Here is a 23,916-nt window from a genome sequence, read left to right on the forward strand (position 1 = left end):
GTTATTGAATTAGTTTAATTGAATAGCATCGGTTTCAAGTTTCTTAAGATAAGATTCTAGCAGCTCCTTCTTCAACTTTGTGATAGCGATACGACCAGAACGAACAAATTGAGAAACGCCATAAGGTTCAAGTTTTTCAAACAACTCTTGCGTTTCGTTTTTATGCCCTGTTTTTTCAATTACGGTATACTCGGGCGTAATTTCCAGGATACGTGCTCCATATTGACGGACCAGCATTTCAATTTCATTACCTCCGAGTAATGAACCGGTAGACACTTTGTACAAGGCGATTTCCTGATGAATAATCTCATCGGCACGGAAGACGAAGACTTTGAGTACGTCGATTCGTTTTTCTATTTGCTTGGCTAATTTTTTAATCTGATCGGCTGTGGCAAACACAACAATTGTAAACTTATGGATGCCAGCAATAGCCGACTCTGAAGTAGTCAGACTTTCAATGTTTATATGACGGCGCGTAAAAACCGTAGTGATTTGGTTGAGCAGCCCAACATGATTTTCCGAATATATTGAGAGTGTAAACTCTTCTTTTTCTTGTGTTGTCATTTTGTTTTCCATTTAATGAATAAAAATTACCTGAATAACTTGGAAAAAGTTCCGACAAATCCAAAGGTTTATTCAAGCCTAATATCTGACACAGAAGCTCCCGCAGGAACCATCGGAAATACATTGCCTTCTTTTTCCACAATCACTTCTAATAAGAAAGGTCCATCAGCTTCAACCATCTTTTGAATTGCCTCATCCAAATCTTGGCGTTCTGAAACTTTAAGCGAAGGGATATGATAACCTTTGGCAATGGTCTGAAAATCGGGATTAATTAATTCGGTAGAGGCGTATCGTTTGTCAAAGAAGAGTTCCTGCCATTGCCGTACCATCCCAAGGAAATTATTATTAAGTAACACAATTTTAACCGGTATCTGTGTTTGGTAAATCGTGCCCAACTCTTGAATAGTCATTTGCAGGCCACCATCACCCACAAACACGCACACTTGCCGATCGGGTGCCCCGAGTTTCGCTCCCATAGCAGCGGGAAGTCCAAAGCCCATTGTTCCAAGGCCTCCGGAAGTAACAACACTTCTACTTTGTTTAAACTTAAAGTATCGTGCCCCCATCATTTGATGTTGCCCAACATCGGTGACCATAATGGCATCATTATCGAAAGCTTGAGAAACTTTGGCCACCACTTCACCCATAGTAATTCCCTTTTCAATAGGATTAAGTTGTTTTTCAATGATTCTGTTATATTCTACACGCTGGCAGGCTTCAAATTCTTTAAGCCAATCCGAATGATCGTTTTTAACAATCTTTTCGGTAAGCAAGGGAAGGGTCTTTTTAACATTTCCAAGAATAGGAACATCGGCATGTACATTTTTGTTTATTTCGGCAGGGTCAATTTCCATGTGAATTATTTTGGCATTGGTAGCATATCTGGAAAGATCGCCGGTCACCCTATCGTCAAAGCGCATCCCGATGGCCACGATTAAGTCTGCCTCATTGGTTTTAATATTTGGTCCATAGTTACCATGCATACCAAGCATGCCCACATTAAGGGGATGGTCAGAAGGGACAGCCGACAGCCCCAACAGAGTCCAGGCAGCAGGGATACCAGATTTTTCGAGAAAATCAAGAAGTTCTTTTTCGGCATTGCCAATAATAACCCCTTGTCCAACCAGTGCCAACGGTTTTTTGGACAGATTGATTAATCGAGCTGCCTCTTCAATCTGCGCCAAATCAGCGGGGTATTCAGGGGTATAACTCCGAATGCTCTTTACGGGCTCATAATAAAAATCCAGTTGATTAATTTGAGCATCTTTGGTAATATCGATAACAACCGGTCCGGGGCGCCCGGAACGAGCAATATAGAAAGCGCGGGCAATGGCAGCAGGAATATCTTCGGCACGTCGTACCTGATAATTCCATTTAGTAACAGGCTGTGTTACGCCTACCACATCCGTTTCCTGGAAAGCGTCAGTACCCAACAGAGAAGAAACGACCTGACCGGTTATTAATACCACCGGTGTAGAATCCATCATGGCATTTGCCAAACCGGTAACGGTATTTGTTGCTCCGGGCCCTGAGGTGGCAAAACAGACTCCCACTTTTCCGGTAACTTTTGCATATCCTTCTGCCGCATGTAGTGCCCCTTGTTCATGTCGGGTCAATACATGGTGGAGTTCTTTTTGATGATCGTGGAGAGCATCATAAATAGGCATAATAGCCCCTCCGGGATATCCAAAAATTATGGATGTTCCTTCTCTGAGCAGAGATTGTATCACTGCTTCTGAGCCACTCATCCTTGTTGTTTTTGTGGTTTTCTCCTTCATCAGTAATTGTGATTGTGTTTCCATGGCGATGCTAGGTTACATTTTTAATAAAAATTAACTTAAAAAAACCTGCTCTCCTTATTTTAAATAAGAATATAATACACTGTTTTTCAGCAGAAGAACAAGCAATTGGTTAAGGGCAAGTTGTTCCTCTTCTTTTAAGCTATTAAATCAATCTAACGGCACCTTTGTCGGCCGATGAAACCATTGATGCATAAGCCTGAAGCGCTTTTGACACATATCGGTTCCTGGATAACGGTTTAAAGGCTTCAGTTCCTTTATTGAGTTCCTGCTGGCGACGTTTCTCCAGTTCTTCCTCAGAAATATCAACATTGATACTGCGTTGAGGGATATCAATAATGATTTTATCTCCGGTTTTAACGAGCGCTATCTCTCCCCCTGCGGCTGCTTCTGGTGAAATATGTCCTATCGACAAACCTGAGGTACCGCCGGAGAAGCGACCATCCGTAATCAGGGCACACTCTTTACCCAAATGACGTGATTTTATATAAGATGTGGGATACAACATTTCCTGCATCCCTGGTCCTCCTTTGGGGCCTTCATATTTTATGACCACAACATCTCCTGCTTTCACTTCACCGGAAAGTATTCCTTCACATGCACTGTCTTGTGATTCGTAAACCCTTGCGGTCCCCTCAAAATGAAGAATTGATTCATCCACCCCGGCGGTTTTAACGATACATCCATCTTTGGCGATATTGCCAAAAAGAACAGCCAGTCCACCATCTTTAGAATAGGCATGTTCCACATCTCTTATGCAACCATTTTGCCGGTCAAGATCAAACTCATCATACACGGCATTTTGCGAACCCAATTTCAGGTTACGAAAGCCGGCAGGAGCACTTTTGTACTTTTCTTTAGCAATATCGGTAACCGATGCGCTTCTTAAATCGTGTTCTTTCAGAGCCTCGGCCAATGTGGGGTAGTCAATCCTTCCAACGCTGGTATCTATTAAATTATGGCGAGCCAACTCTGCCAGGATTCCCAAGATACCACCGGCACGATTTACATCCTCTATATGATAATGGCTATTGGGTGCAACTTTTGCTAATACAGGGGTTTTTCGAGAAAGTTGATCAATATCTTCCATGGTAAAATCGACACCTGCCTCATGAGCAATGGCCAAAAGGTGCAAAACGGTGTTGGTAGAACCTCCCATGGCTATATCAAGCGTCATGGCATTCATAAAGGCTTGTCGGGTAGCAATCGAACGAGGGAGCACAGAATCGTCACCATCGCGATAATATCGCCAGGCAAGTTCAACAATTTTGTTGGCAGCCTCTTCAAAAAGTCTTTTCCGATTGACGTGGGTTGCAACAATAGTACCATTACCAGGCAAGGCTAATCCAATTGCTTCATTCAAACAGTTCATTGAATTGGCTGTAAACATACCACTACAAGAACCGCATGTAGGACAAGCATTCTGTTCGACAGCTAAAACTTCCTCATCAGACACAGAATCATCGGCCGCCATAACCATTGCATCTATAAGGTCAAGCGCTTTACCATTGCTATTTCCGGCCTCCATAGGACCACCCGAAACAAAAATGGTGGGGATATTTAAACGCATGGCTGCCATAAGCATACCCGGAGTAATCTTATCGCAATTACTTATGCAGATCATTGCATCGGCCCTGTGGGCGTTAACCATATACTCTACGCTATCGGCGATAAGATCTCTGGAAGGAAGCGAATATAACATTCCGTCATGCCCCATGGCGATGCCATCATCAACGGCTATGGTATTAAACTCTGCAGCAAAGCAGCCTTGCTTTTCGATAATTTCTTTTATTTCTTGTCCAATATGGTGAAGATGAACATGTCCGGGCACAAATTGAGTAAAGGAGTTAACTATGGCAATTAATGGTTTTCCCATCTGAGACTCCTTCATGCCATTAGCACGCCATAAGCTTCTTGCTCCGGCCATCCTGCGACCTTGGGTTGTTGTGTCGCTTCTTAAAGTTCGTTTCATTATCCGCTGTATTTTTCCTGTTTAAATTAAAAACCCCTCTCACGCAGAAGTGAGAGGGGTTAAAATTTCGTTGGATTTATTTAGCTATACACCATTCTCACTTCTGCCTGGTTGTCCCACGAGAATAATAATATTGACGAGAATGAGTGATAGAAAAAGGTTCATATTCATGTTCAAATTTATTTGTTCTTTGCAAATGTATATATTTTCAAATTACAATCAAGCATTTTGTAATAAAAAATTCACTTTTTCTTCCAATTTTATGGATTTTACCACAATACTGCTAATAATATCATAGTTTTAAAGATTATTATTTTTGAACAAACATATTTTTATAGAAAAAACATCCCGCCAAATTAATTCTATCTCATTGTTTTTGTGAAAATTCAAAAAACAAGAAAACTCCGAATGAATAGCAAACAAACCAAATTCGATTATGTTCATTTATTTTTTTATTTGTTCTAACCATTAAATAAAGCGAAACCAAACCGAATGAACCCTACCATTCCGCTAAAAACCTTATATAATAAGCATCCTAACGACCTCTACGTCTGTTATTTTTCCCTTACTCGTATAATCTCTTCTTTCAAAAATTTTGCATACATATTCACTTATACAATAAAACGAACATGAAAAATTTGCCCACAATAGTAAATCGGTATTATCATGAAGCTCGGTATCCATATAGCCAATAAAGGATTGACGTTTCTAAATAAAAGGAATTGGACATTTAATTTTGTCTCTTATAATTTTCTAATAAATCCATGACTTTTCTTTGGATAGATAGCTCATTATCGGAACCAGAAACTGAAATTCGGGTATTACAATAAATAATGAAATCGTCTAATTCCTTCCCTTTTAACCCTGTCCATTGCTCCAACTTATCTGAAAACAATATGGAATGCCATACTGCTTTCTGCCTATTGTCAGCCATTTCCTTCTTTAATTTTCGTTCTTTTTTCGCTCTTTTACTAAAAACCGAATAGGCAAGCGTTACAGGACTGGTAATCAATCCAACTGAAGGTTTGGGTATAAAACGATCGGGTTCTGCATCGGGGTCAACATTAGCGCCAATATTTCCCGGAAGGTTTAAGTGGATGGAAGGCTCGCGAGGATTAATTAAAACTTCATTAAGGAGATAAGATGCAGGGCTTAAAAATATTGTATCCGGGCCTTCCGTTTTTAGAAAATCTTCGGCCTTAACCACAACTCCTTCAAAACCCATGGAAACAATTTTTAAAGAATCGCTTCGACCTAACAAAATATTAAATTTACCGATAGTATCTGTAGTGTAAGAAAGATATGTTTTATAACTAACCAATTGGGCGAAATGTAAAGGCTTATGTGTTTCTGCGTTATAAACGTAACCTGATATTTTAATTTGTTGATTTTCCTGGCCGGTTAATGCTATAGTCAAGACGGAAAAGAAAAGGATAAATTTCCAAAGTAAAAAATTCTTCATTAATTTGTCCGATTAAAAACTTGGTTCCCAAGATTAAGATTAATCCAAAAACAATATTATATTAAAAATTATATTTACGGTTGAAACAAAAACTGTACCTATGAGAGAAAATTTAAAGTTAATTATCGAAAAGGCATGGGACGACAGGTCTCAACTGGAGAACAGTGAAACAAGAGAAGCTGTAAACGAAGTTATATCTCTTCTGGACAAAGGGGAGTTACGCGTAGCTGAGCCTGATGGGGATCAGTGGAAAGTAAACGAATGGGTAAAAAAGGCTGTTATTTTATATTTCCCATTACAAAAAATGGAAACCATCAAAGTAGGACCTCTGGAATGGTACGATAAAATTCCACTGAAACATGATTATGAGGCCAAAGGCATTCGTGTAGTTCCGCATGCCATCGCTCGTTATGGTTCATTCATAGAAAAGGGTGTGGTTATGATGCCGTCGTATGTAAATATAGGTGCCTATGTGGCCACCGGAACAATGGTTGATACCTGGGCCACAGTAGGCAGCTGCGCCCAGATAGGCCAAGGGGTTCACTTAAGCGGAGGTGTTGGCATAGGCGGAGTTCTGGAACCTGTTCAGGCTGCCCCGGTTATTATTGAAGATCATGCCTTTATTGGCTCCCGCTGTATTGTAGTAGAAGGATGCAGAGTAGGGAAAGAGGCTGTCTTAGGGGCCAATGTTGTGTTAACAGGTTCTACCAAAATAATAGATGTCAGTGGTTCTGAACCTATTGTATATAAAGGATATGTTCCCCCACGGTCGGTTGTTATTCCGGGAAGCTATACAAAGAAATTTCCGGCCGGCGAATATCAGGTCCCGGCGGCCTTAATCATCGGAAAACGGAAAGAATCGACGGATAGGAAAACTTCTTTAAATGATGCATTACGTGATTTCAACGTTGCTGTTTAATAATAAATTATAAACTCTCGAAATATAAGATGAGGGTGTCTAAAAAGTTTTGGCAGGCGGTGCAGATTCTTTAAAATTGCGCCAAAATTCCCTATACTGCAAAGGAATATTATCTTTTTAGACACCCTCATTCTTACTCTCAACCAAAGGATAAACACTTAATTTTAATCGATTAGCAACCATTTAATTAACTTTGTACGGAAACATCCAAAGAATAAAATGAACTTTCTGGAAGATATAAACAAATCGATTGAAGTACTTCAAAACGGAGGCATAATACTATATCCCACCGACACCATATGGGGGATAGGTTGCGATGCCACCAACGCAGAAGCTGTTTCTAAGATATACAATCTAAAAAAACGTGACGACCACAAAAGTATGCTGGTACTGATAGATAATGCGGTACGATTAAATTTCTATGTACAGGAAGTCCCGGAGTTGGCTTATGACCTTATTGAATTATCTGATAAACCATTAACCATTATATACCCGCAAGGAAAAAATCTGGCAAAAAACCTGTTAGCCGAAGATGGAAGCATTGGCATACGCGTTACCGAAGAATCCTTCTCAAAGACCCTTTGCCGGAAATTTCGTAAACCATTGGTCTCTACTTCCGCCAATCTCAGTGGAAACCCTTCACCAAAAAATTTTCGGGAAATCAGTAAAGAAATCCTTAACGGGGTGGATTATGTGGTAAAATACCGTCAGGATGAGCAAATTAATTCTGCCCCGTCAGGGATAATTAAGCTGGGTGTAGACGGACAAGTAAAGATAATACGTGAATAAAAGCCGTTAAAGAGTTAGATTAATTTAGATTAACAACAAGAGTTCCGGAAGCAAACTCAAAAATAATATTTGAAAAGAGGTTATGAAAAACATCTCACAAACAATAGATTTCCGACATAAACTACCCGTTCAGATGCGATTTAGTGATGTGGATGGTTTTGGACATATTAACAATGGTGTTTACAACGACTATTATGATTTGGGGCGTATGTATTATATGCGAGATGTATTAGGTTGGCTTCCGGGTGATCCTGCTCGTGATGATCAACTGGTGGTTGTACACACAGAAACGGATTTTTTCAGACAAATTTTTCTGGGACAATCCATTTATGTGCTTACAAGCGTAGTTGACCTTGGAAACAGAAGCCTAAAAATGCACCAATGGCTAATAGAGGAAGGTACCGACCAACCCCTTTCTGTGTGCAAATCTGTAATGTCGTGTTTTAGAAGAAGTACAGGAACATCTTTCCCATTGCCTGATGAATGGCGAAAGGCAATTAATAATTTTGAAACTCCCCGATAACCTTAATTCAAGCGAAAGTTAGAATGGGAAATCATCTTCCGGCACTACGTTAGGCTTATCTGCTTCATCATAGGGTGATTTTGCCTTTTGCTGAACAGCATTACCATTCACATAAATGGCTTTATAGGGTTCGGGAACCGGACAAGGATATTCGCATGCCCCACAACCGATGCAAATGGATTGATCAACGTGTGGGATGCGTAAACCATCTTTATAAGGTACCATACTAACAGCCTTGGTTGGACAATGCTCAGAGCAAGCGCCGCAAACAGTTCCATCGGTATATACCACACAATTTTGACGGACGAACACTGCCTTTCCCATCTGGGTAAGTTGTTTCTCTTCTAAAGCCAAAGGTAAAATAGCACCGGTGGGACACACCTCGCCGCATTTGTTGCAATCATAATTACAAAAATAGGTGGAATAATCCATATGTGGTTGCATGAAGCCTGTAAGACCATATTCAGTCAAAGCAGGCTGTAATACTCCCGTCGGACATGCCGCTATGCATAAGGAACATCCGGTGCAAATATCGTTAAACCGCTTTATACTAATTGCCCCGGGTGGTGCCACAGGATGGTCCTTTTTATTTCTGACAAGATGTTTTTGTTGTTCAGGCAGTTTCTCTTTTTTCAAGGCATAGATTCGGTTCCCGCAAAGCATTACCAGACCTGCAATCAATAATTTGCGACGGTTTGAATCATGAGCTAATTTATCTTGCTGCTCACCCTTTTCTTTAGAAGTCTTATTTTGAGTAATATTTTTATGCGGGCGAAGAGAGAGTGCTGTTTCAGGACAAATAGCCAGGCAATTAAAGCACGACACACATCTTGTTGTATCAACCGTATAGTTTTTAATATCTATGCATTCACTTTTGCACACTCCCGCACATCTTCCACAGCGCGTGCAAACATTTTTATCAAACTGAACCTTAAAAAATGAAAAACGGGATATTTCACCCAATAAAGTTCCCACCGGGCAAATGGTATTACAAAATAAGCGGCCGTGCTTCCAGGCAAAATATCCAATTGCTATTATTACGGCTAAAGTAATAACTGCCGGCAATATGCTTGCCACCAGCAAATTTTGATGATAAAACAGATAAATCTCAAATTTCTGGAATAGAGGAACTACTATATCATTGTTAAACCAAACAACCAATGGTTTTAATAAGTACGTAAAAGTCCGGGCCGCTATGCTGTAAGGATCCAGCCAAGTAACAAGCCAACCCAACCCTGCTATGACGGCAAATACCGTCACACTCAGAAGCACATACCTTAATATGGGAACTGCTTTATGAAACTTAAAAAATCGTTTTTTCTTTGACCTCCACCTGGCTATGTAATTAACTATATCCTGCAAGATGCCCAATGGACAAATAACTGAACAATAAATCCGACCACTAATTAAAGTTATCAACACAACGACCAAGAAACCACCTGCCGATGCAAGAGAGAAAACAGCAAAAAAATGCAAAACCGAAGGAAGAAACTGCAACCAAGTAACTTTATCATATCCACCTACAGGTATCCATTCATAGATATCTACAAATAAAGAAAGTATTAGTATAAATGATATTAATGCTATTATTACCCGACTTCTTTTTAAAATTTTATACAGGGACATTTTTGTCATCTATTAATTAAAAACAAAAGCTCTCTTTGGCAAGGACTAAATATTTAATACGGTCTTAAAGCGCATCCTTGTTCCCAAACACTACATTTTAATTCTTTTTATAGATAAGTTTTCGAGGTTCATGGTTCCCAATCCCATTTCGTCGGCAATAGATATATGTTTAATATTCTGTGGCTTCTCACCAAACATTAAAGTAGCAGCAGCATCAACAGCCACAATATCTCGACCGGCAATAAGTGCCTTTAGTCCTACAACATCTGCTTCCGAAACCCCACGGGGCCCTTTTCGTGTTAACATGCGATATCCATCAACAATATTCAGATCAGGTTTTCGGTAAGTCAAAAAATCGGCAATGCATTGACTTAAATCATTTCCATGGTAATACCGACGATCCCATATAACCCCCATCAAATTTTTCATGGATAGCGAAACAGTTGTTGACCCATGATGCTTTAAAACCGGAACATTAATAAAAACGTCGGCCTCCAATAGGTCGCGGTGAACTTTGGTTTGCTTTAACCGCCGGCCCGGCACCGGAACTTCACGGTAAAAAGATTCGCTATTTCCCGGAACCACTTTAGCACCTGCTTTCCTGGCCGAAGATTCTATCTGGCTATTCCGGTAGCAACGCTCCCATTGATCGCAGGTGTGATCAAACACCACCACTTCTGAAGCACCGGCATCAAAACAACTGGAAATAATTTTGGCAACAAGCTCCGGATTGGTATTGGCAGCCCTTTCCGGCGGAACATCCCATCCTATATTGGGTTTAACCAACACCTTCTGACCAGGCTTTACAAATCTTTTCATACCGCCCAAAGCTTCCATCGCTTTTTCAAACATATCAGGTGCTTCACCGCCTCTAACTGCTGCCAAATCATATTCTCCTTCGCTGGCCGAAAGGCCCATGGCATTCAGTCCACCAAAATCAGAAAAAAGCAGACCGGCCACACCTGCTCCCACACTTTTAAGTAAAAATTCTCGTCGTTTCATAAGAACCTCCTTTGTGATTAACAATTTCTATAATCCAATGGGAAACAACGATAAATATAAAAACAAGTAAACAAATTTACACCAGCAACACATTAATTTATAGTTGATTTAAATAAACACAAAACGTAATTCACCAAATCTTTTCTAAGCCAAGTGCCAAAGTTCTTCCGCGGGTTAATTTAATATTAAGCGTTCAATCATTTTATTAACAGTTTATTAAAAACTGCTTAAGATACAAGCAATAATAGCCTCGTTCATTTGTAATATCAAAAAAAAGGATAAGACAAAAACAAACGAACAATCTAAAAACCAAAATGAAAATGAAGAATCGTTTTAAATTAATGAGCTTACTACTTGCAATGAGTGTAGCAATCTCTTTTAACGCTTGTAGCGACGATGATGACGATAACAACGGAGATGATACCGATAACAACGACAGTCTTGTTTTGGTCACCGAAAACATCACATCAGACGCAACATGGACCAATGACAAAATTTACCAATTAGGGGGAAGAATAGCTGTTACCAACGGTGCTAAACTCACTATAGAAGAAGGAACAATTATCAAAGGTGAAGTTGGAACCGGGGCAAACGCTTCAGCTTTAATTGTTGCACGAGGGGCACAAATCGATGCCGAAGGAACTCCTGAAAAACCCATCATTTTCACTTCAGTAGCCGACGAAATTGATTATGAAAGCATTGCAAATGGTGATTACAGTAGCCCCAACCTGGATCCTGATGCCAATGGCCTTTGGGGTGGAGTATTGATTTTGGGGAATGCGCCCATATCTGTCTCGGGAAGTACAACAGCCCAAATTGAAGGTATTCCCAGTAGCGACACCAACGGACAGTATGGTGGTGATGACCCGGAAGACAGTTCAGGAATCTTCAAGTACGTTTCAATTCGTCATGGGGGCGCCAATATCGGTGAAGGAAATGAAATTAATGGCCTTTCACTGGGGGGTGTAGGAAATAAAACAGTTATCGAAAACATTGAAATTATAGCCAACCAGGATGATGGCATAGAATTCTTTGGTGGGACAGTAAGTGTAAAAAACGTAGTAGTTTGGAATGTTGGCGATGACGGATTGGATACCGACCAGGGTTGGAACGGAACCTGCGAAAACTTTGTGGTTATTTCTCCTGCAGGCCATGTTTTTGAATTGGATGGCATTGAAGGCGACAAAAGTGACCAATCGGTTATTGAAGAGTATGGTTATCACACATTTAAAAATGGCTATGTGATTGCCAATACTGAAGATGCTTCATCTAAAGATTTGGCCAACCTCGACCCCGAAACCAATGTCCATTTCATAAATGTTTTCTTTAACTATATAAATGAAGGTCAAACACTGAACCTTCAGGATAAAGAAGATGACAATGGAGATGTTATTGCTGTATATTCAATGCCGGATGATTTCCTGGCCGGAGTAACGACTTCTTTCGAAAATGTAGTTCTAAATGTTACCGATGTGACTGCTTATATTGACGGAACCATGGATGGTATCACGGCCGGAACAGAACCAGCCATCCCCGGCGATATTGACCTCTCAGTATTTGATGGATGGACATGGTCAGAAAACTCTATAGTTGCATGGTAACAATCCAACCATAAAATCAATTACCAACAGACTTGCACTCAAAAAAGAGCTAAGCAAGTCTGTTTCTTTATTGCCAGAAAAAACGAATTCAACAAAAACAAACGGATGAACAAAATGAAGCCTTTTATTATTGCTGCTCTGTTTTTGCTCTTTACCCTAACTGCACACGCACAACAAAAAGGAACAATAAGAGGAACTGTATATGATGGATCCACCGGCGAAACATTGGTAGGTGTTAGCGTTGTAATTAAAGATCCATTTACCGGAACAGCCACCGACCTGGATGGTAAATTTTCTTTGGATGTGGCACCCGGAACTTACACACTGCAACTTTCATTTATCTCATTTCAGCCTTTAAATATTGAAGATGTAGAGGTTAAAGCAGGCGAAGTAACTGTATTAAACAATCTTAATCTAACCGAAAGCACTGTCGAACTTCAGGACGTAGTGGTTACAGCCAGCGCTATCCGTAATACCGATGCGGCCCTAAATACACTAAAAGCCAAATCATCGGTCATGCTCGACGGCATCTCGGCAGCAAAAATCGAACTAATAGGTGACGGAACAGCTGTAGAAGCCGCTAAAAGAGTAACCGGTGTGACAATTGAAGATGGAAAATATATTTATGTTCGCGGATTGGGAGACAGATATTCCAAAACCACCCTCAACGGAATGGATATTCCCGGGTTGGATCCCGACCGAAATAGCCTTCAAATGGATATTTTCCCCACCAGTATCATAGATAACATGGTGGTCAGCAAAAATTTCACGGCCGACCTTCCCGCCGATTTCACAGGTGGGTTGATGAATATTACCACAAAGGATTTTCCGGACAAGAAGATATTTAACATTTCTGTCAGCACTGCTTATAACCCCAATGTTCATTTCAACCCTGATTATCTTACATATGATGGTGGAGGAACCGATTTTCTGGGGTTTGATGACGGAACACGCGCCTTGCCGGATAATATTCCACCAACCACCCAACTGGTTCCTTCAAGTGCAAATGCAGAGACTATCTACAATTTTGTAACCAAAGAATTTACACCTACCCTTGCCGCCAAAACACAAAACAGCCTTCTGGATTACAGTGCATCTATCTCTTTTGGAAATCAAATTGAATTAACAGGAAATAAAGGGAATGTGCCACGACTGGGCTACATTTTTTCGTTGTCCTATAAGTCTAAATATAAATTTGATGATGAGGTACTTTATGCTGATTTCCAAAAAACTTTAGGAGAAAATAACTATGAGATGATCTATTCAACCCGTCAGTCGGGCGCCGTCGGAGAACGCCATCATTTAATTGGCATATTGGGAGGTTTAGCCTATAAAAACAACCTAAATAAAATCCAGTTAACAGCAATGCGTCTGCAAAACGGCATCAGCAGTGCCGGAAAATTCTCCATTAACAACAGCAGTGCCGCTGTCGGACAATCAGGCTATGTGGCTACCTCCGACCAGTTATTTTATAACCAACGCTCACTAACCAACATTTTAATCCATGGAACCCATCTAATGGGCAATGATTGGGAACTGGACTGGCGTATCTCTCCTACATTTTCAGCTTCTGATGACCCCGATATTCGAAAAACAGCCTTTACCCATAATGGCAATGAATATCTTTTCAGTGCCGGTGCTGCCGGTTTCCCCTCCAGAATATGGCGCGAACTGGACGAAACTAACATTTCTGCTAAAATTGACCTTTCAAAAGAATACCCTCTTTTTTCTCAGCCGGCTATTGTCAAATTTGGTGCAGGATACAACTTCAAAACACGTGACTACAAAATCACAAAAATGGGTTATCAGTTTTCCGACCTCAACCTCACATTCAATGAACCGGATGCTTCTCTGGTACTTCAACCGGAAAGAATCTATGGAAGTGACCAGGGTGGTAACACATATATCATCCCGGAAATTTCTCCCTCAAACACCTACGAATCCAATGTTAACAATATGGCTTTTTATATCTCTAATGAATTTTATCCGCTCATAAGATTAAAAACCATTTTAGGTCTAAGAATGGAAAATTATGTCATGAGACATACCGGACAGGATATTAACGGCTCCAGAATACTGGACAACGATAAAGTACTCGAGTCCCTGGACTTTTTCCCTAGCCTCAACCTGATTTATGAAGTTACAGAACACCAAAACATCAGGGCAGGATACGCCAGAACGGTAGCAAGACCTTCATTTAAAGAATTATCTTTTGCTCAGATCATCGATCCCATTAGTAATACCATTTTTAATGGCGGACTTTATGCCGTAGAGGATTGGGATGGCAAGCTGAAGGAAACATATATGAACAACTACGACCTTCGATGGGAAATTTTCTGGAATAAAGGACAGAATATTTCTGCCAGCGTATTTTATAAACAATTTGATGATCCCATTGAATTGGTACGTTTTTCGACCTCATATACAAGTACGGAATATCAACCCAGAAATGTTGGTGAGGGAACTCTCTATGGTGTTGAACTCGAATTCAGTAAAAACCTCGATTTTATATCTCAGGTTTTTCAAAATTTCAATCTTTCGGGCAACCTCACCCTTACCCATTCTGAAATTGACATGACCCATTCGGAATATCTCTCAAGAAAAGAATTTGAAAAAGATGGAGAAAATATAAAAAGAACACGCGATATGGCCGGACAATCGCCCTATGTCATTAATGCCGGCTTTACCTATAATAATTATGAAACCGGTTGGGCGGCAGGATTATTCTATAACGTCAAGGGTTCTACGTTGACCATTGTAGGCGGCGGCGTATTTCCCGACATGTACACTGAGCCGTTCCACAGTTTAAACTTTTCATTAAACAAAAAAATGGGAAAAGAGAAGAGAACTAAAATAGACTTCAAAATTTCAAACATACTTGATGAAACACAAGAAAGCTATTTTAAATCATACAAAGCTCAAAAACAGCCTTACAGCATCTACCACCCAGGAAGGGAATTCAGCATTGGCCTAAGCCATAGTTTCTAAAAACCACTTAAAGTTCCATCCGTTTGTTGAAGTCGGGAGGGGCTCTTTGCGTACGTCGCGGGGGGTCCTTCTTTTTTGTTAAGCAAGAGACAAGAATTCTCTATTACGCCACTTCGGGGCCGGGTTAAGACTTAGCCCGGTGACTGATCATCAGTCCCGGCGGACAAATTTAGATTATATCGCCCCCTCGGGGCTGAGAATCAACCTGGCTAAATTCCCCTTCTTAACCCCGCCGGAGCGAAAGACTGAACAAAGGTTGAAGACCCTTGCAATAAACGCCTCTCCCTTTAGGCCCCGAAAGAGGCAGGACAGAGATTCCATTAAAGAGTTACCCATTGTTCTTTTTGGGCCGAGAGACGCACTGCATCAATCACCCTCATATTGTTAATAGCATCTATGCCCGGTAATGGGATAGAAGAGCCATCAATAACGGATTTTGCAAAGGCATCGAACATCACTCCATATGCATTGGCGACAGGGAACTCCACCTCACGGGTTCCAATACCATCGACAACCGTTATTTTAGCCGGAACATCCACAAAAGTATTAAAGGGAATATGAACAGATATTCGGCCGGAAGTACAAACAATATCAACCCGTTGAAAGGCCTGTGAAGTAGTAGAAACAGTAAAGGTAGCACGAGGGCCTCCGAAATCCAAAATTGCTGTGGAATGCATATCGGTTCCAAAGTCGGGATGTTTACTCTGGAATGCCATAACTCTTTCCGGCTCCCTGCCAAAAATAAACCGTGGAACCGAAATAGCATAACAGCCTATATCCATCAGGGCGCCACCTCCAAATTCCGCTATATTGCGAATATTGCCCGGCGAAGGATTATTATATGAAAATGAGGTGTGAATATACTGAACCGAACCTATCTGATTTGTTCGAACAATATTCCGCACATGTTGCCACATGGGATGAAACCGGTACATAAAACCTTCCATCAGCGGCACGTTAGCATCCTGAGCTTTCTGAATCATAGCTTCCGCCTCATTCGCATCCATACCAAGGGGTTTTTCACAAAGAACAGGCTTTGCTGCATCGATACACTTTTCGACCCACTCTTTATGAAGATGATTGGGAAGAGGAATATAAACCATATCCACCTGCGGATCATTTAATACGGCATCATATGAACCATACCACAAGGGAATATTGAACTCCTTGGCCAAAGCAGCAGCTTTCTCTATATTTCTTGAGCCTATAGCATATGATTCGCAATACTCAGTCTTTTGTAATGGCAATACAATACGTTTGAGATAATGATTGGAAGTTCCCAAAATGCCTATTTTCAACTTTTTCATACCTAAATTTTTATTTTAACCCTATATATAGTATTATTCTGCTCACTAAGTTATAAACATTATCTTTTCTTTGGGGACATACTTTCTTTAATAATTCCCTACTAAAACCAATATTAGCTAAATTGAAATCACATTTAAGTATCATTTTTCAATTCTGAAATATAAAATTTTTCGCCCAACCTTTTTAACATGAAATATGTATTGATGCAATTGAGCTGCCAATAATTAAATTTTTTCTAAATTTGATATTGAATAAATTCTTTCACAATTATCCATAAAAGCGTTTTTATGGCAGATTCCAAACCACAAAATATCCAAAGCAACAAACCATTTTGGCTGACACTCGATAATGCTGCAAAAATATTTCCGGCCATTGCTACAAAAACCGTCACAGCTGTAATCCGGATGACTGCCGTATTAAAAGAGCCATTGAAACTGGAACCATTCCGACGGGCCGTGTTGCAGGCTGAAAAACGATATCCCTACTTTTTGGTAAGGCTTCGAAGAGGTTTTTTTTGGTATTATTTGGAACATCTGCCACAACATATTCCTATTCTGGCAGATGATAAGGAATGCAGTCGAAAATTTTCACACGGTGAACTTTTGCTAAGGTTTTTGGTTTGGCACAATTCAGTTAGTCTTGAAGTTTCACACACTTTAACCGATGGCGCCGGTGCCTTCGAATTTTTCAAGACAGTACTCACTTTATACTCTAAAGAATGTGGTGCAACCATACCCCAAGACTTCCCCGTAAAGCTGCCCGGAAATGATATCCCGAAAGAAGAATACGAAGATTCCTATAAACGATACTTTAAAGAAGATATTCCGCCCATAGTAAAGCGAACTAAAGCTTTTCACGTTCCCTTTCCGGTAGAGCTGTCGCATCGATTTAAAAGGATGAATGTAATATTGTCGATGGAAAATATTAAGAAGGTTTCCAAAGAAAAAGGTGTAAGTATCACGGTATATCTGGTAGCTGTTTATCTTTACGTCCTTCAGGATATCTTTGAAAAATTAAAACCCATAAAACTACTAACACGGCAGAAGATACTCCGCGTTCAGGTTCCTATCAATCTAAGGAATATCTTACCGTCCAAAACTATGCGCAATTTTTCTCTTTTTGTGATGCCGGAAATAGACCTTCGACTGGGACATTATTCTTTCGAAGAAATTCTTAAAACCGTTTATCATCAAATGCAGCTGGAAACCGATGAAAAATTACTCAACAAAAATATTGCGCGGAATGTTGGAAGTGAAAAAAGCATTTATGTAAGAAGTATTCCTCTGTTTATTAAAAGCCTCATCCTTAAATTAAAATTCAATTCTTTAGGGACCAGTCAATATAGCGGGGTAGTAACCAATTTGGGGAAAGTTAAATTACCGCCCGAAACAGGGAATATGGTTGACCATTTTATATTAACCGCTCCTCCTCCCAACAAATTATTAAAGATTAGTTGTGCGGTTATAGGGTTTAACGATAAACTAACACTTAGTTTTGGCAATATCACCGCCTCATGGGAATTCGAAGATAAATTTCTAAACTTTTTAAAATCTCAAAATATTTCCATTAAGGCGATAGAAAAAGACAACGAATAGAGTTTTAATGGGCCACTTGCCATTAACGCCATTAAAATATTTATTATCGCACAATTGAAAGCCTTTAACACATAACACAACCATATCCACAAAAACTAAAAACTTAGCACAACCATTAACATAAGAAACGAGCATGACAACATAGGGTTGTCTCAAAAGAATATGTATAAATCCTTTGTCATGCGAGTTCCATTCGGCCAATGAGTTAAAAAAATTATATACGAATGAAAAATAAGAGACCAATGAAATGTTCATATTGCGGTGTAGAATTGGAAGAGAATGTCAACTATTGTTCGCTATGTGGAAAACCGGTGCCTGTAACCGAATTAAACAATCAGACACAATTACATACTAATCCCCGAAGCCGTGACGACCAATTAATGTCCAATTACCACAAACTTACCATATCACAAAAGAAAAAGATTTTTAATAAGATATCGGCCATCATTCTATTTTCGGGCGCTGCCATATCTATAGTTATCGATTTCATATTAAACAATCACCTCACTTGGTCACGATATCCTTTTATCATCGCCCTGGTGCTTTATGTTAACATCATCATAACTCCACTTATATCAAAGCGTAAGTACACCTGGATGGCATTAAGTTTTCTGTCAATTTCCGGACTTTTAGCGGCGTTGGATTGGTTAACCGGCACAAACTGGTGGGCTTTAAAACTTGCCATACCCTTACTTCTGGTAGCTTACGTGGGAATATTCACAATTTGCAAAATTATTGCTAACACCACACAAAAGGGGTTGAATGTAATTGCCTATGCTATGCTTGGGGCCGGCATATTATGCCTCTTTACCGATGGAATTATTTCCTTTTACCAAAAAGGACTGGTCCTTTTGAACTGGAGCCTCATAGTTATGGCTGCTGTGGTAATAATTGCCTTGCTTTTACTATATATTCAATACCGGCTTAAGAAGGTTACGGATTTAAAACGGTTCTTCCATATTTAAAAGACTACCCACAACTCCTGCCATAAATTACGATGCAAAACCAGATAAAGAAACATGCCGCCAAGCCATCCATGCAACACCCCTAAAGCCCAAAGATTTTTCCAGCGGAAATAGGCCGAGATGAAGAATAACTCCATCATAAAGGTAAAGCCCATAAGACGATAATCAGGAAAATGCGCCAATGAAAACAATAGAGAAACAATTAAAACCAGATGCTTTTCCTTGAATTTTAGTGATTGTATTTCCTTAAGGTTTCCGGCTATTATTCCAATCATCAAAAATTGTTGAATTAAACCCCATATGGGATAAAGTCCCAATATGGGTAACAGACTCCATTCCAGAAAGCCATCTCCCACACCCAATTCATAAAAACCAATAATTATTAAAGCAAATATTACAAATGGAATACAAAATTTAAATGTTTCTAAAAACCCCTCTCTCCGAAATCCCCAGTTAATCAATATTTGTCGGTTCGTATGGTAGCGTGACAGAATATACCAAACCCAAAACATTATGGCACCGGATATATAGAAGAGTCGAAATTCTAACCAGTCGACCAGTATGTATTTCGCTATCCCGGTAATAACAACGGCATAAATTTCGAACCACCTCCCCCTATCAGATATTGTGTGTATTTGCATCATAGAAATTAGATTAAAAGGACGATTTCAGACCTGAGTTCCTCCGTCAATAACCAGATTCAAAAATGGGGTGCATTATCTTCCCTTTTTAACCAATGAGCGTTACAGGGACAATTAACGTTCAACAATTTAGCATTTTATATGCTATAATCCTAAATTTTCTTCTCTCAAATGAAACAATAAATTAAAATAACGGAAATAAAAAGAGAGGTGACATAACCTCAACCGGATACTCTACCTCTCATAATGAATTTACAACCTCCTACACTCAACTTTAGGCAGGGACGGTACTATCGCATGCTTCAATGCGACTCAATCACATGCCTCGATGCGACTCAATCGCATGCTTCGATGCGACTCAATCACATGCTTCGATGCGACGCAATCGCATGCCTCGATGCGACTCAATCACATGCCTCGATGCGATGCAATCGACCGTAAAAAAAGGAAAACTATCTAAGTTTACAAAAAGCTGAAGATAACAACAAGCAGGATACCGGCCAAAAACCACCACACCCCTCTTCGTACAAAACCATTTTTCCCGGGAACCATGAAGAGGCCTGAAATGGCCAAAAATATTAACTCCACCGCATAGATATCAGCAACAATTCCCCACCCTTTAATTTGATTTTCATGTAACCGACTGAGAAAAAGCACCACAGGCCGGTCTTTATAAATTTCGTAATTGGCTATACCGGAACTTTTTTTGTATTCACCCATGCCACCGGGAAAGTAAAAAACAATTTGTTCGGGTCGTTCTTCAAGGTAAGTCATCGGTTTTTGCGAACTATTCGCAGTCCAGGCCAATTTAAGGCTATCAACAGACAAACCGGCAGATAATTGTATAGTCTCCTTAATGGTTTTAACTCCCATTTTATGATGCAGAAAAATGCCGGATAGGGCATAAACCAAAGTTATCCCTACCACAAAATAACCTGCTACCAGCCGAACGGTCAGATAAGTGTCATTATTAATTAACATCCAACAGGATTTGCCAGAAAGATAAAAAGTTAGTACTTTTGCGCTTCGAAATACTCTGAGTAGGTAAAAAAGAGCATCTCGAGTGGAGATCCACCTGCCGGAGAGAAACTTAAAAGTTTAATTCGATGTATGCAATTGTATCCATTGGAGGTCAGCAATTCAAAGTAGAAAAGGAACGAAAAATTTTTGTTAACCGCCTTAAGGCAAAAGAAGGAAGCACCGTAGATTTTGATCAAGTATTAATGATCGACAATGATGGTGAGGTAAAAATTGGAACCCCTGTTATCGAAGGTGCTAAGGTAACGGCCAAAGTATTGTCACATTTAAAAGGCGACAAAGTAATTGTCTTTAAAAAGAAAAGACGTAAAGGTTACCGTAAGAAAAACGGACACAGGCAATACTTAAGCCAAATCCAAATTGAAAACATTGAAGGTTAATCACGAAAAAATTTACTATCATGGCACATAAGAAAGGAGTAGGTAGTTCCCGTAACGGACGCGAATCAGAAAGTAAACGATTGGGTGTCAAAATCTTTGGTGGCCAAATGGCCAAAGCGGGAAACATTATTGTAAGACAACGTGGTACTCAACACCATCCGGGCGATAATGTTGGCATGGGTAAAGACCATACTTTGTTTGCTTTAGTCGACGGAAAAGTCGTATTTCGCAAGAAAAGAAACAATAGATCTTTTGTTTCAGTTGAACCAATTGCTTCAGAATAACTCATTTGCTAAAATATTCTTTTAATCCCTGTTTTTGTTACCTTTGTAACAGAAACAGGTTTTTTTTTATTGTATCATTTAAGACAAATAATAGTCACCTATCAATATGCTTACACTTAAATACATCCGGGAACATCAGGAAAAAGTCATAGAACGATTAAAGAAAAAGCACTTTGATGCTCAAGGAATTATTGCTCAAATAGTAGAAGAAGACAATAAACGTCGTCAAATACAAACCGAGGCCGATAAGAAACAAAATGAATTAAATTCTCTATCCCGAACAATAGGTCAATTGTTTAAAGCAGGAAAAGCTGATGAAGCCAACGAAGCAAAAACAAAGACCACAACATTAAAAAATGAAATTAAAAATCTGAAAGCCACTCTCACTGAAGTAGAAAATAAGATTTTAGAATTACAGGTATTACTTCCTAATTTACCTCACTCTTCAGTACCTGAAGGCAAAGGAGAAGAAGACAATGAAGTGGTTGAATCGGGAGGCGAGATTCCCCAACTGACAGATGCCTTACCGCATTGGGAATTGGCTTCGAAATATAACCTGATTGATTTCGAGCTTGGCAATAAAATTACCGGCGCAGGTTTTCCTGTTTATAAAGGATGGGGTGCCAAACTTCAAAGGGCATTGATTCATTTTTTCCTCGAAGAAGCAATTTCTGCAGGTTATCAGGAGGTACAACCACCCTTAATGGTAAATGAAGATTCGGGCTTCGGGACAGGCCAGTTACCCGACAAGGAAGGACAAATGTATCATGTTGGGGCTGACAATCTTTATTTAATACCGACAGCAGAAGTACCGGTAACAAATATATTTCGGGATGTAATACTCGAAGAAAAAGAGTTACCCGTAAAACATTGTGCCTATTCGGCTTGTTTCCGTCGGGAAGCCGGCTCATGGGGCAGTCATGTTCGTGGCTTAAACCGATTGCATCAATTCGACAAGGTGGAAATTGTACAAATAGCCCATCCTGACCATTCTTATGAGGTTCTGGAACAAATGATTGCTCATGTGCGCTCACTGATTGAAAAATTACAACTGCCATGGCGTATTCTTAAACTTTGTGGTGGAGATATTAGCTTTACTTCTGCATTAACCTTCGACTTCGAAGTTTTTTCTGCCGCACAAAAACGCTGGCTGGAAGTTAGCTCTGTTTCCAATTTCGAATCTTATCAGGCTAACCGGTTAAAACTTCGCTTTAAAAAGACAGGAGAAAAAAAGACCTACCTGGCACATACCCTTAACGGAAGTGCCTTGGCTTTACCCCGGGTGGTAGCCGCCATCCTGGAAAACAATCAAACACCCGAAGGGATTCGCGTCCCCGAAGTTTTGGTGCCTTTTATGGGAACTGAATTGATAAAATAATAATAAGGATATTTCTGAATTATATCCTTTAAACAAAGGAACATGCCCAACAAATATATATTTAATGTATCCTTTTACATGGACCCATCCTATTTTTCTAAATGGGAAAGCTGGATTGAGCGAGAATTATTCCCCTTAGCCGGTCACCTTAACCCCGGAAATAGCCATGAAGTATTTGAGGTTTTGTCCGGGGTGAACCAAGGTATGAAAGTATTTTCTGTTCAATTTATTTGCAAAGATGAGTTTCAATTAGACCGTCTGCAAAAAGGTTTAATTCCCCTATTTAATTTATTCAAACAACAGTTTGGCGAAGAAGTTACTTATTTTGAATCGGTTCTAAAGAAAGTTCAATAAACTGCACTCAATCATGACCAAAGCCGTAGCAGAAAGAATAATTCTTGGTATTGACCCCGGAACATCAGTAATGGGCTACGGCTTAATAGAAATAAATGGCAAGAAACCAAAACTAATTACTTTAGGTGTTTTAAAGCTTTCGAAGTATAGTGACCACTATTTAAAACTTAGAAAAATATTTGAAAGAGTTGTTGGCTTAATTGATGCCTACCATCCCGATGAACTGGCCATTGAAGCCCCATTTTATGGGAAAAATGTCCAATCGATGCTTAAACTTGGGCGTGCACAAGGCGTGGCAATGGCAGCTGCATTGTCCCGCTCCCTACCCGTATTTGAGTATGCTCCCCTCAGAATTAAACAAGCCATCACCGGCCGCGGTAATGCTTCCAAAGAGCAGGTAGCTCTCTTCCTCAAACAATATTTACAAATAAATGAGTTACCCAATTATCTTGATGCAACAGATGGATTAGCGGCTGCCGTTTGTCATTTTTTCCAAATGCAAAATCTACCCAAACAAACAGGTGGCCCAAAAAGTTGGAAAGAATTTATTCGAAATAACCCGGGGCGAGTAAAGTAAAGAAAAAAAAACATTAATTACATTGAACAATTGGTTCATAAAAGTAGTCATTAGTGGTTAGATACTGTGTTAAAATCCAAATTTAATCAAAGAATAATTCACTAAATTTTTAACTTTGCGTACAGACAGAGGGAAGACATACGGTGATACA

The 23,916-nt window shown here is 39.8% G+C and carries 21 protein-coding genes; 12 read left to right on the forward strand and 9 right to left on the reverse strand.

Annotation, left to right across the window (positions count from 1 at the left end):
* Positions 1–9: 9 nt before the first annotated feature.
* The 4 genes from ilvN to BM130_RS07270 all read right to left on the reverse strand — a co-directional run bounded on the left by ilvN (position 10) and on the right by BM130_RS07270 (position 5,797).
* Positions 10–564, reverse strand: a complete 555-nt coding sequence (ilvN, locus tag BM130_RS07255) for an acetolactate synthase small subunit (RefSeq protein WP_010526301.1) — start codon at positions 562–564, stop codon at positions 10–12.
* A gap of 68 nt (positions 565–632) precedes the next feature.
* A complete protein-coding gene (ilvB, locus tag BM130_RS07260) occupies positions 633–2,366 on the reverse strand; it encodes a biosynthetic-type acetolactate synthase large subunit (RefSeq protein WP_010526300.1) in 1,734 nt (577 codons plus the stop codon).
* 142 nt (positions 2,367–2,508) lie between these two features.
* Entirely contained in the window at positions 2,509–4,335 is a 1,827-nt protein-coding gene (ilvD, locus tag BM130_RS07265) for a dihydroxy-acid dehydratase (RefSeq protein WP_010526299.1), read from the reverse strand.
* A gap of 730 nt (positions 4,336–5,065) precedes the next feature.
* Positions 5,066–5,797 carry a hypothetical protein gene (locus BM130_RS07270; protein WP_010526298.1) on the reverse strand — a complete coding sequence of 244 codons (732 nt, stop codon included), beginning with the start codon at positions 5,795–5,797 and terminating at the stop codon, positions 5,066–5,068.
* Between the two features lie 100 nt (positions 5,798–5,897).
* On the opposite strand from BM130_RS07270, the gene BM130_RS07275 reads away from it, so the two are divergent.
* The 3 genes from BM130_RS07275 to BM130_RS07285 all read left to right on the forward strand — a co-directional run bounded on the left by BM130_RS07275 (position 5,898) and on the right by BM130_RS07285 (position 8,028).
* On the forward strand, positions 5,898–6,716 hold the full coding sequence (locus tag BM130_RS07275; protein ID WP_010526297.1) for a 2,3,4,5-tetrahydropyridine-2,6-dicarboxylate N-succinyltransferase: 819 nt from the start codon (positions 5,898–5,900) through the stop codon (positions 6,714–6,716).
* 219 nt (positions 6,717–6,935) lie between these two features.
* The gene (locus BM130_RS07280) at positions 6,936–7,505 is read left to right on the forward strand and encodes an L-threonylcarbamoyladenylate synthase (protein ID WP_010526296.1); all 570 of its coding nucleotides are present in this window, start codon (positions 6,936–6,938) and stop codon (positions 7,503–7,505) included.
* An 82-nt stretch (positions 7,506–7,587) separates the two neighbouring features.
* Positions 7,588–8,028, forward strand: a complete 441-nt coding sequence (locus tag BM130_RS07285) for an acyl-CoA thioesterase (RefSeq protein WP_010526295.1) — start codon at positions 7,588–7,590, stop codon at positions 8,026–8,028.
* 18 nt (positions 8,029–8,046) lie between these two features.
* On the opposite strand, the gene BM130_RS07290 is transcribed toward BM130_RS07285, so the two are convergent.
* On the reverse strand, positions 8,047–9,654 hold the full coding sequence (locus tag BM130_RS07290; protein ID WP_010526294.1) for a 4Fe-4S binding protein: 1,608 nt from the start codon (positions 9,652–9,654) through the stop codon (positions 8,047–8,049).
* A 90-nt stretch (positions 9,655–9,744) separates the two neighbouring features.
* Entirely contained in the window at positions 9,745–10,656 is a 912-nt protein-coding gene (locus BM130_RS07295; RefSeq protein WP_010526293.1) for a DUF362 domain-containing protein, read from the reverse strand.
* Between the two features lie 320 nt (positions 10,657–10,976).
* Between BM130_RS07295 and BM130_RS07300 the strand changes: the two genes are divergently transcribed.
* Together BM130_RS07300 and BM130_RS07305 are read left to right on the forward strand one after the other, a co-directional pair.
* Complete coding sequence (locus tag BM130_RS07300) at positions 10,977–12,257, forward strand: beta-helix domain-containing protein (RefSeq protein ID WP_010526292.1); 1,281 nt, start codon at positions 10,977–10,979, stop codon at positions 12,255–12,257.
* Positions 12,258–12,362: 105 nt separating this feature from the next.
* Positions 12,363–15,245, forward strand: coding sequence for a TonB-dependent receptor (locus BM130_RS07305; protein ID WP_010526291.1), 2,883 nt, complete (start codon positions 12,363–12,365; stop codon positions 15,243–15,245).
* A 320-nt stretch (positions 15,246–15,565) separates the two neighbouring features.
* Here BM130_RS07305 and BM130_RS07310 read toward each other — a convergent pair whose 3' ends face one another.
* A complete protein-coding gene (locus BM130_RS07310; protein WP_010526290.1) occupies positions 15,566–16,552 on the reverse strand; it encodes a Gfo/Idh/MocA family protein in 987 nt (328 codons plus the stop codon).
* A 288-nt stretch (positions 16,553–16,840) separates the two neighbouring features.
* On the opposite strand from BM130_RS07310, the gene BM130_RS07315 reads away from it, so the two are divergent.
* Together BM130_RS07315 and BM130_RS07320 are read left to right on the forward strand one after the other, a co-directional pair.
* On the forward strand, positions 16,841–18,148 hold the full coding sequence (locus tag BM130_RS07315; protein WP_010526289.1) for a hypothetical protein: 1,308 nt from the start codon (positions 16,841–16,843) through the stop codon (positions 18,146–18,148).
* A 224-nt stretch (positions 18,149–18,372) separates the two neighbouring features.
* A complete protein-coding gene (locus BM130_RS07320; RefSeq protein WP_237706076.1) occupies positions 18,373–19,113 on the forward strand; it encodes a DUF6320 domain-containing protein in 741 nt (246 codons plus the stop codon).
* Here BM130_RS07320 and BM130_RS07325 read toward each other — a convergent pair.
* Both BM130_RS07325 and BM130_RS07330 read right to left on the reverse strand, forming a co-directional pair.
* Positions 19,110–19,757 carry a CPBP family glutamic-type intramembrane protease gene (locus BM130_RS07325; RefSeq protein WP_010526287.1) on the reverse strand — a complete coding sequence of 216 codons (648 nt, stop codon included), beginning with the start codon at positions 19,755–19,757 and terminating at the stop codon, positions 19,110–19,112. The two genes, BM130_RS07320 and BM130_RS07325, sit on opposite strands and share 4 nt — an antisense overlap.
* Positions 19,758–20,216: 459 nt before the next feature.
* Positions 20,217–20,735 (reverse strand): peptidase, encoded by a 519-nt coding sequence (locus tag BM130_RS07330; protein WP_010526286.1) that lies wholly within the window; start codon positions 20,733–20,735, stop codon positions 20,217–20,219.
* 125 nt (positions 20,736–20,860) lie between these two features.
* Between BM130_RS07330 and rplU the strand changes: the two genes are divergently transcribed.
* From rplU to ruvC, 5 genes are all read left to right on the forward strand, one after another.
* Positions 20,861–21,172 (forward strand): 50S ribosomal protein L21, encoded by a 312-nt coding sequence (gene rplU / locus BM130_RS07335; protein ID WP_010526285.1) that lies wholly within the window; start codon positions 20,861–20,863, stop codon positions 21,170–21,172.
* A 20-nt stretch (positions 21,173–21,192) separates the two neighbouring features.
* Entirely contained in the window at positions 21,193–21,456 is a 264-nt protein-coding gene (gene rpmA / locus BM130_RS07340; RefSeq protein WP_010526284.1) for a 50S ribosomal protein L27, read from the forward strand.
* A gap of 106 nt (positions 21,457–21,562) precedes the next feature.
* The gene (gene serS / locus BM130_RS07345; protein ID WP_010526283.1) at positions 21,563–22,834 is read left to right on the forward strand and encodes a serine--tRNA ligase; all 1,272 of its coding nucleotides are present in this window, start codon (positions 21,563–21,565) and stop codon (positions 22,832–22,834) included.
* Between the two features lie 42 nt (positions 22,835–22,876).
* Positions 22,877–23,188, forward strand: coding sequence for a DUF4286 family protein (locus BM130_RS07350; protein ID WP_010526282.1), 312 nt, complete (start codon positions 22,877–22,879; stop codon positions 23,186–23,188).
* A gap of 13 nt (positions 23,189–23,201) precedes the next feature.
* Positions 23,202–23,765, forward strand: coding sequence for a crossover junction endodeoxyribonuclease RuvC (gene ruvC, locus BM130_RS07355; protein ID WP_010526281.1), 564 nt, complete (start codon positions 23,202–23,204; stop codon positions 23,763–23,765).
* The last annotated feature ends 151 nt before the right edge of the window (positions 23,766–23,916 follow it).

It is taken from the genome of Thermophagus xiamenensis, assembly GCF_900112795.1.
Lineage (GTDB): Bacteria > Bacteroidota > Bacteroidia > Bacteroidales > Marinilabiliaceae > Thermophagus > Thermophagus xiamenensis.

What these genes read in the sequence shown, in the direction of transcription:
- ilvN (WP_010526301.1), bottom strand. Translation starts at nt 564, where the DNA reads ATGACAACACAAGAAAAAGAAGAGTTTACACTCTCAATATATTCGGAA.
- ilvB (WP_010526300.1), bottom strand. Translation starts at nt 2,366, where the DNA reads ATGGAAACACAATCACAATTACTGATGAAGGAGAAAACCACAAAAACA.
- ilvD (WP_010526299.1), bottom strand. Translation starts at nt 4,335, where the DNA reads ATGAAACGAACTTTAAGAAGCGACACAACAACCCAAGGTCGCAGGATG.
- BM130_RS07270 (WP_010526298.1), bottom strand. Translation starts at nt 5,797, where the DNA reads ATGAAGAATTTTTTACTTTGGAAATTTATCCTTTTCTTTTCCGTCTTG.
- BM130_RS07275 (WP_010526297.1), top strand. Translation starts at nt 5,898, where the DNA reads ATGAGAGAAAATTTAAAGTTAATTATCGAAAAGGCATGGGACGACAGG.
- BM130_RS07280 (WP_010526296.1), top strand. Translation starts at nt 6,936, where the DNA reads ATGAACTTTCTGGAAGATATAAACAAATCGATTGAAGTACTTCAAAAC.
- BM130_RS07285 (WP_010526295.1), top strand. Translation starts at nt 7,588, where the DNA reads ATGAAAAACATCTCACAAACAATAGATTTCCGACATAAACTACCCGTT.
- BM130_RS07290 (WP_010526294.1), bottom strand. Translation starts at nt 9,654, where the DNA reads ATGTCCCTGTATAAAATTTTAAAAAGAAGTCGGGTAATAATAGCATTA.
- BM130_RS07295 (WP_010526293.1), bottom strand. Translation starts at nt 10,656, where the DNA reads ATGAAACGACGAGAATTTTTACTTAAAAGTGTGGGAGCAGGTGTGGCC.
- BM130_RS07300 (WP_010526292.1), top strand. Translation starts at nt 10,977, where the DNA reads ATGAAGAATCGTTTTAAATTAATGAGCTTACTACTTGCAATGAGTGTA.
- BM130_RS07305 (WP_010526291.1), top strand. Translation starts at nt 12,363, where the DNA reads ATGAACAAAATGAAGCCTTTTATTATTGCTGCTCTGTTTTTGCTCTTT.
- BM130_RS07310 (WP_010526290.1), bottom strand. Translation starts at nt 16,552, where the DNA reads ATGAAAAAGTTGAAAATAGGCATTTTGGGAACTTCCAATCATTATCTC.
- BM130_RS07315 (WP_010526289.1), top strand. Translation starts at nt 16,841, where the DNA reads ATGGCAGATTCCAAACCACAAAATATCCAAAGCAACAAACCATTTTGG.
- BM130_RS07320 (WP_237706076.1), top strand. Translation starts at nt 18,373, where the DNA reads ATGAAAAATAAGAGACCAATGAAATGTTCATATTGCGGTGTAGAATTG.
- BM130_RS07325 (WP_010526287.1), bottom strand. Translation starts at nt 19,757, where the DNA reads ATGATGCAAATACACACAATATCTGATAGGGGGAGGTGGTTCGAAATT.
- BM130_RS07330 (WP_010526286.1), bottom strand. Translation starts at nt 20,735, where the DNA reads ATGTTAATTAATAATGACACTTATCTGACCGTTCGGCTGGTAGCAGGT.
- rplU (WP_010526285.1), top strand. Translation starts at nt 20,861, where the DNA reads ATGTATGCAATTGTATCCATTGGAGGTCAGCAATTCAAAGTAGAAAAG.
- rpmA (WP_010526284.1), top strand. Translation starts at nt 21,193, where the DNA reads ATGGCACATAAGAAAGGAGTAGGTAGTTCCCGTAACGGACGCGAATCA.
- serS (WP_010526283.1), top strand. Translation starts at nt 21,563, where the DNA reads ATGCTTACACTTAAATACATCCGGGAACATCAGGAAAAAGTCATAGAA.
- BM130_RS07350 (WP_010526282.1), top strand. Translation starts at nt 22,877, where the DNA reads ATGCCCAACAAATATATATTTAATGTATCCTTTTACATGGACCCATCC.
- ruvC (WP_010526281.1), top strand. Translation starts at nt 23,202, where the DNA reads ATGACCAAAGCCGTAGCAGAAAGAATAATTCTTGGTATTGACCCCGGA.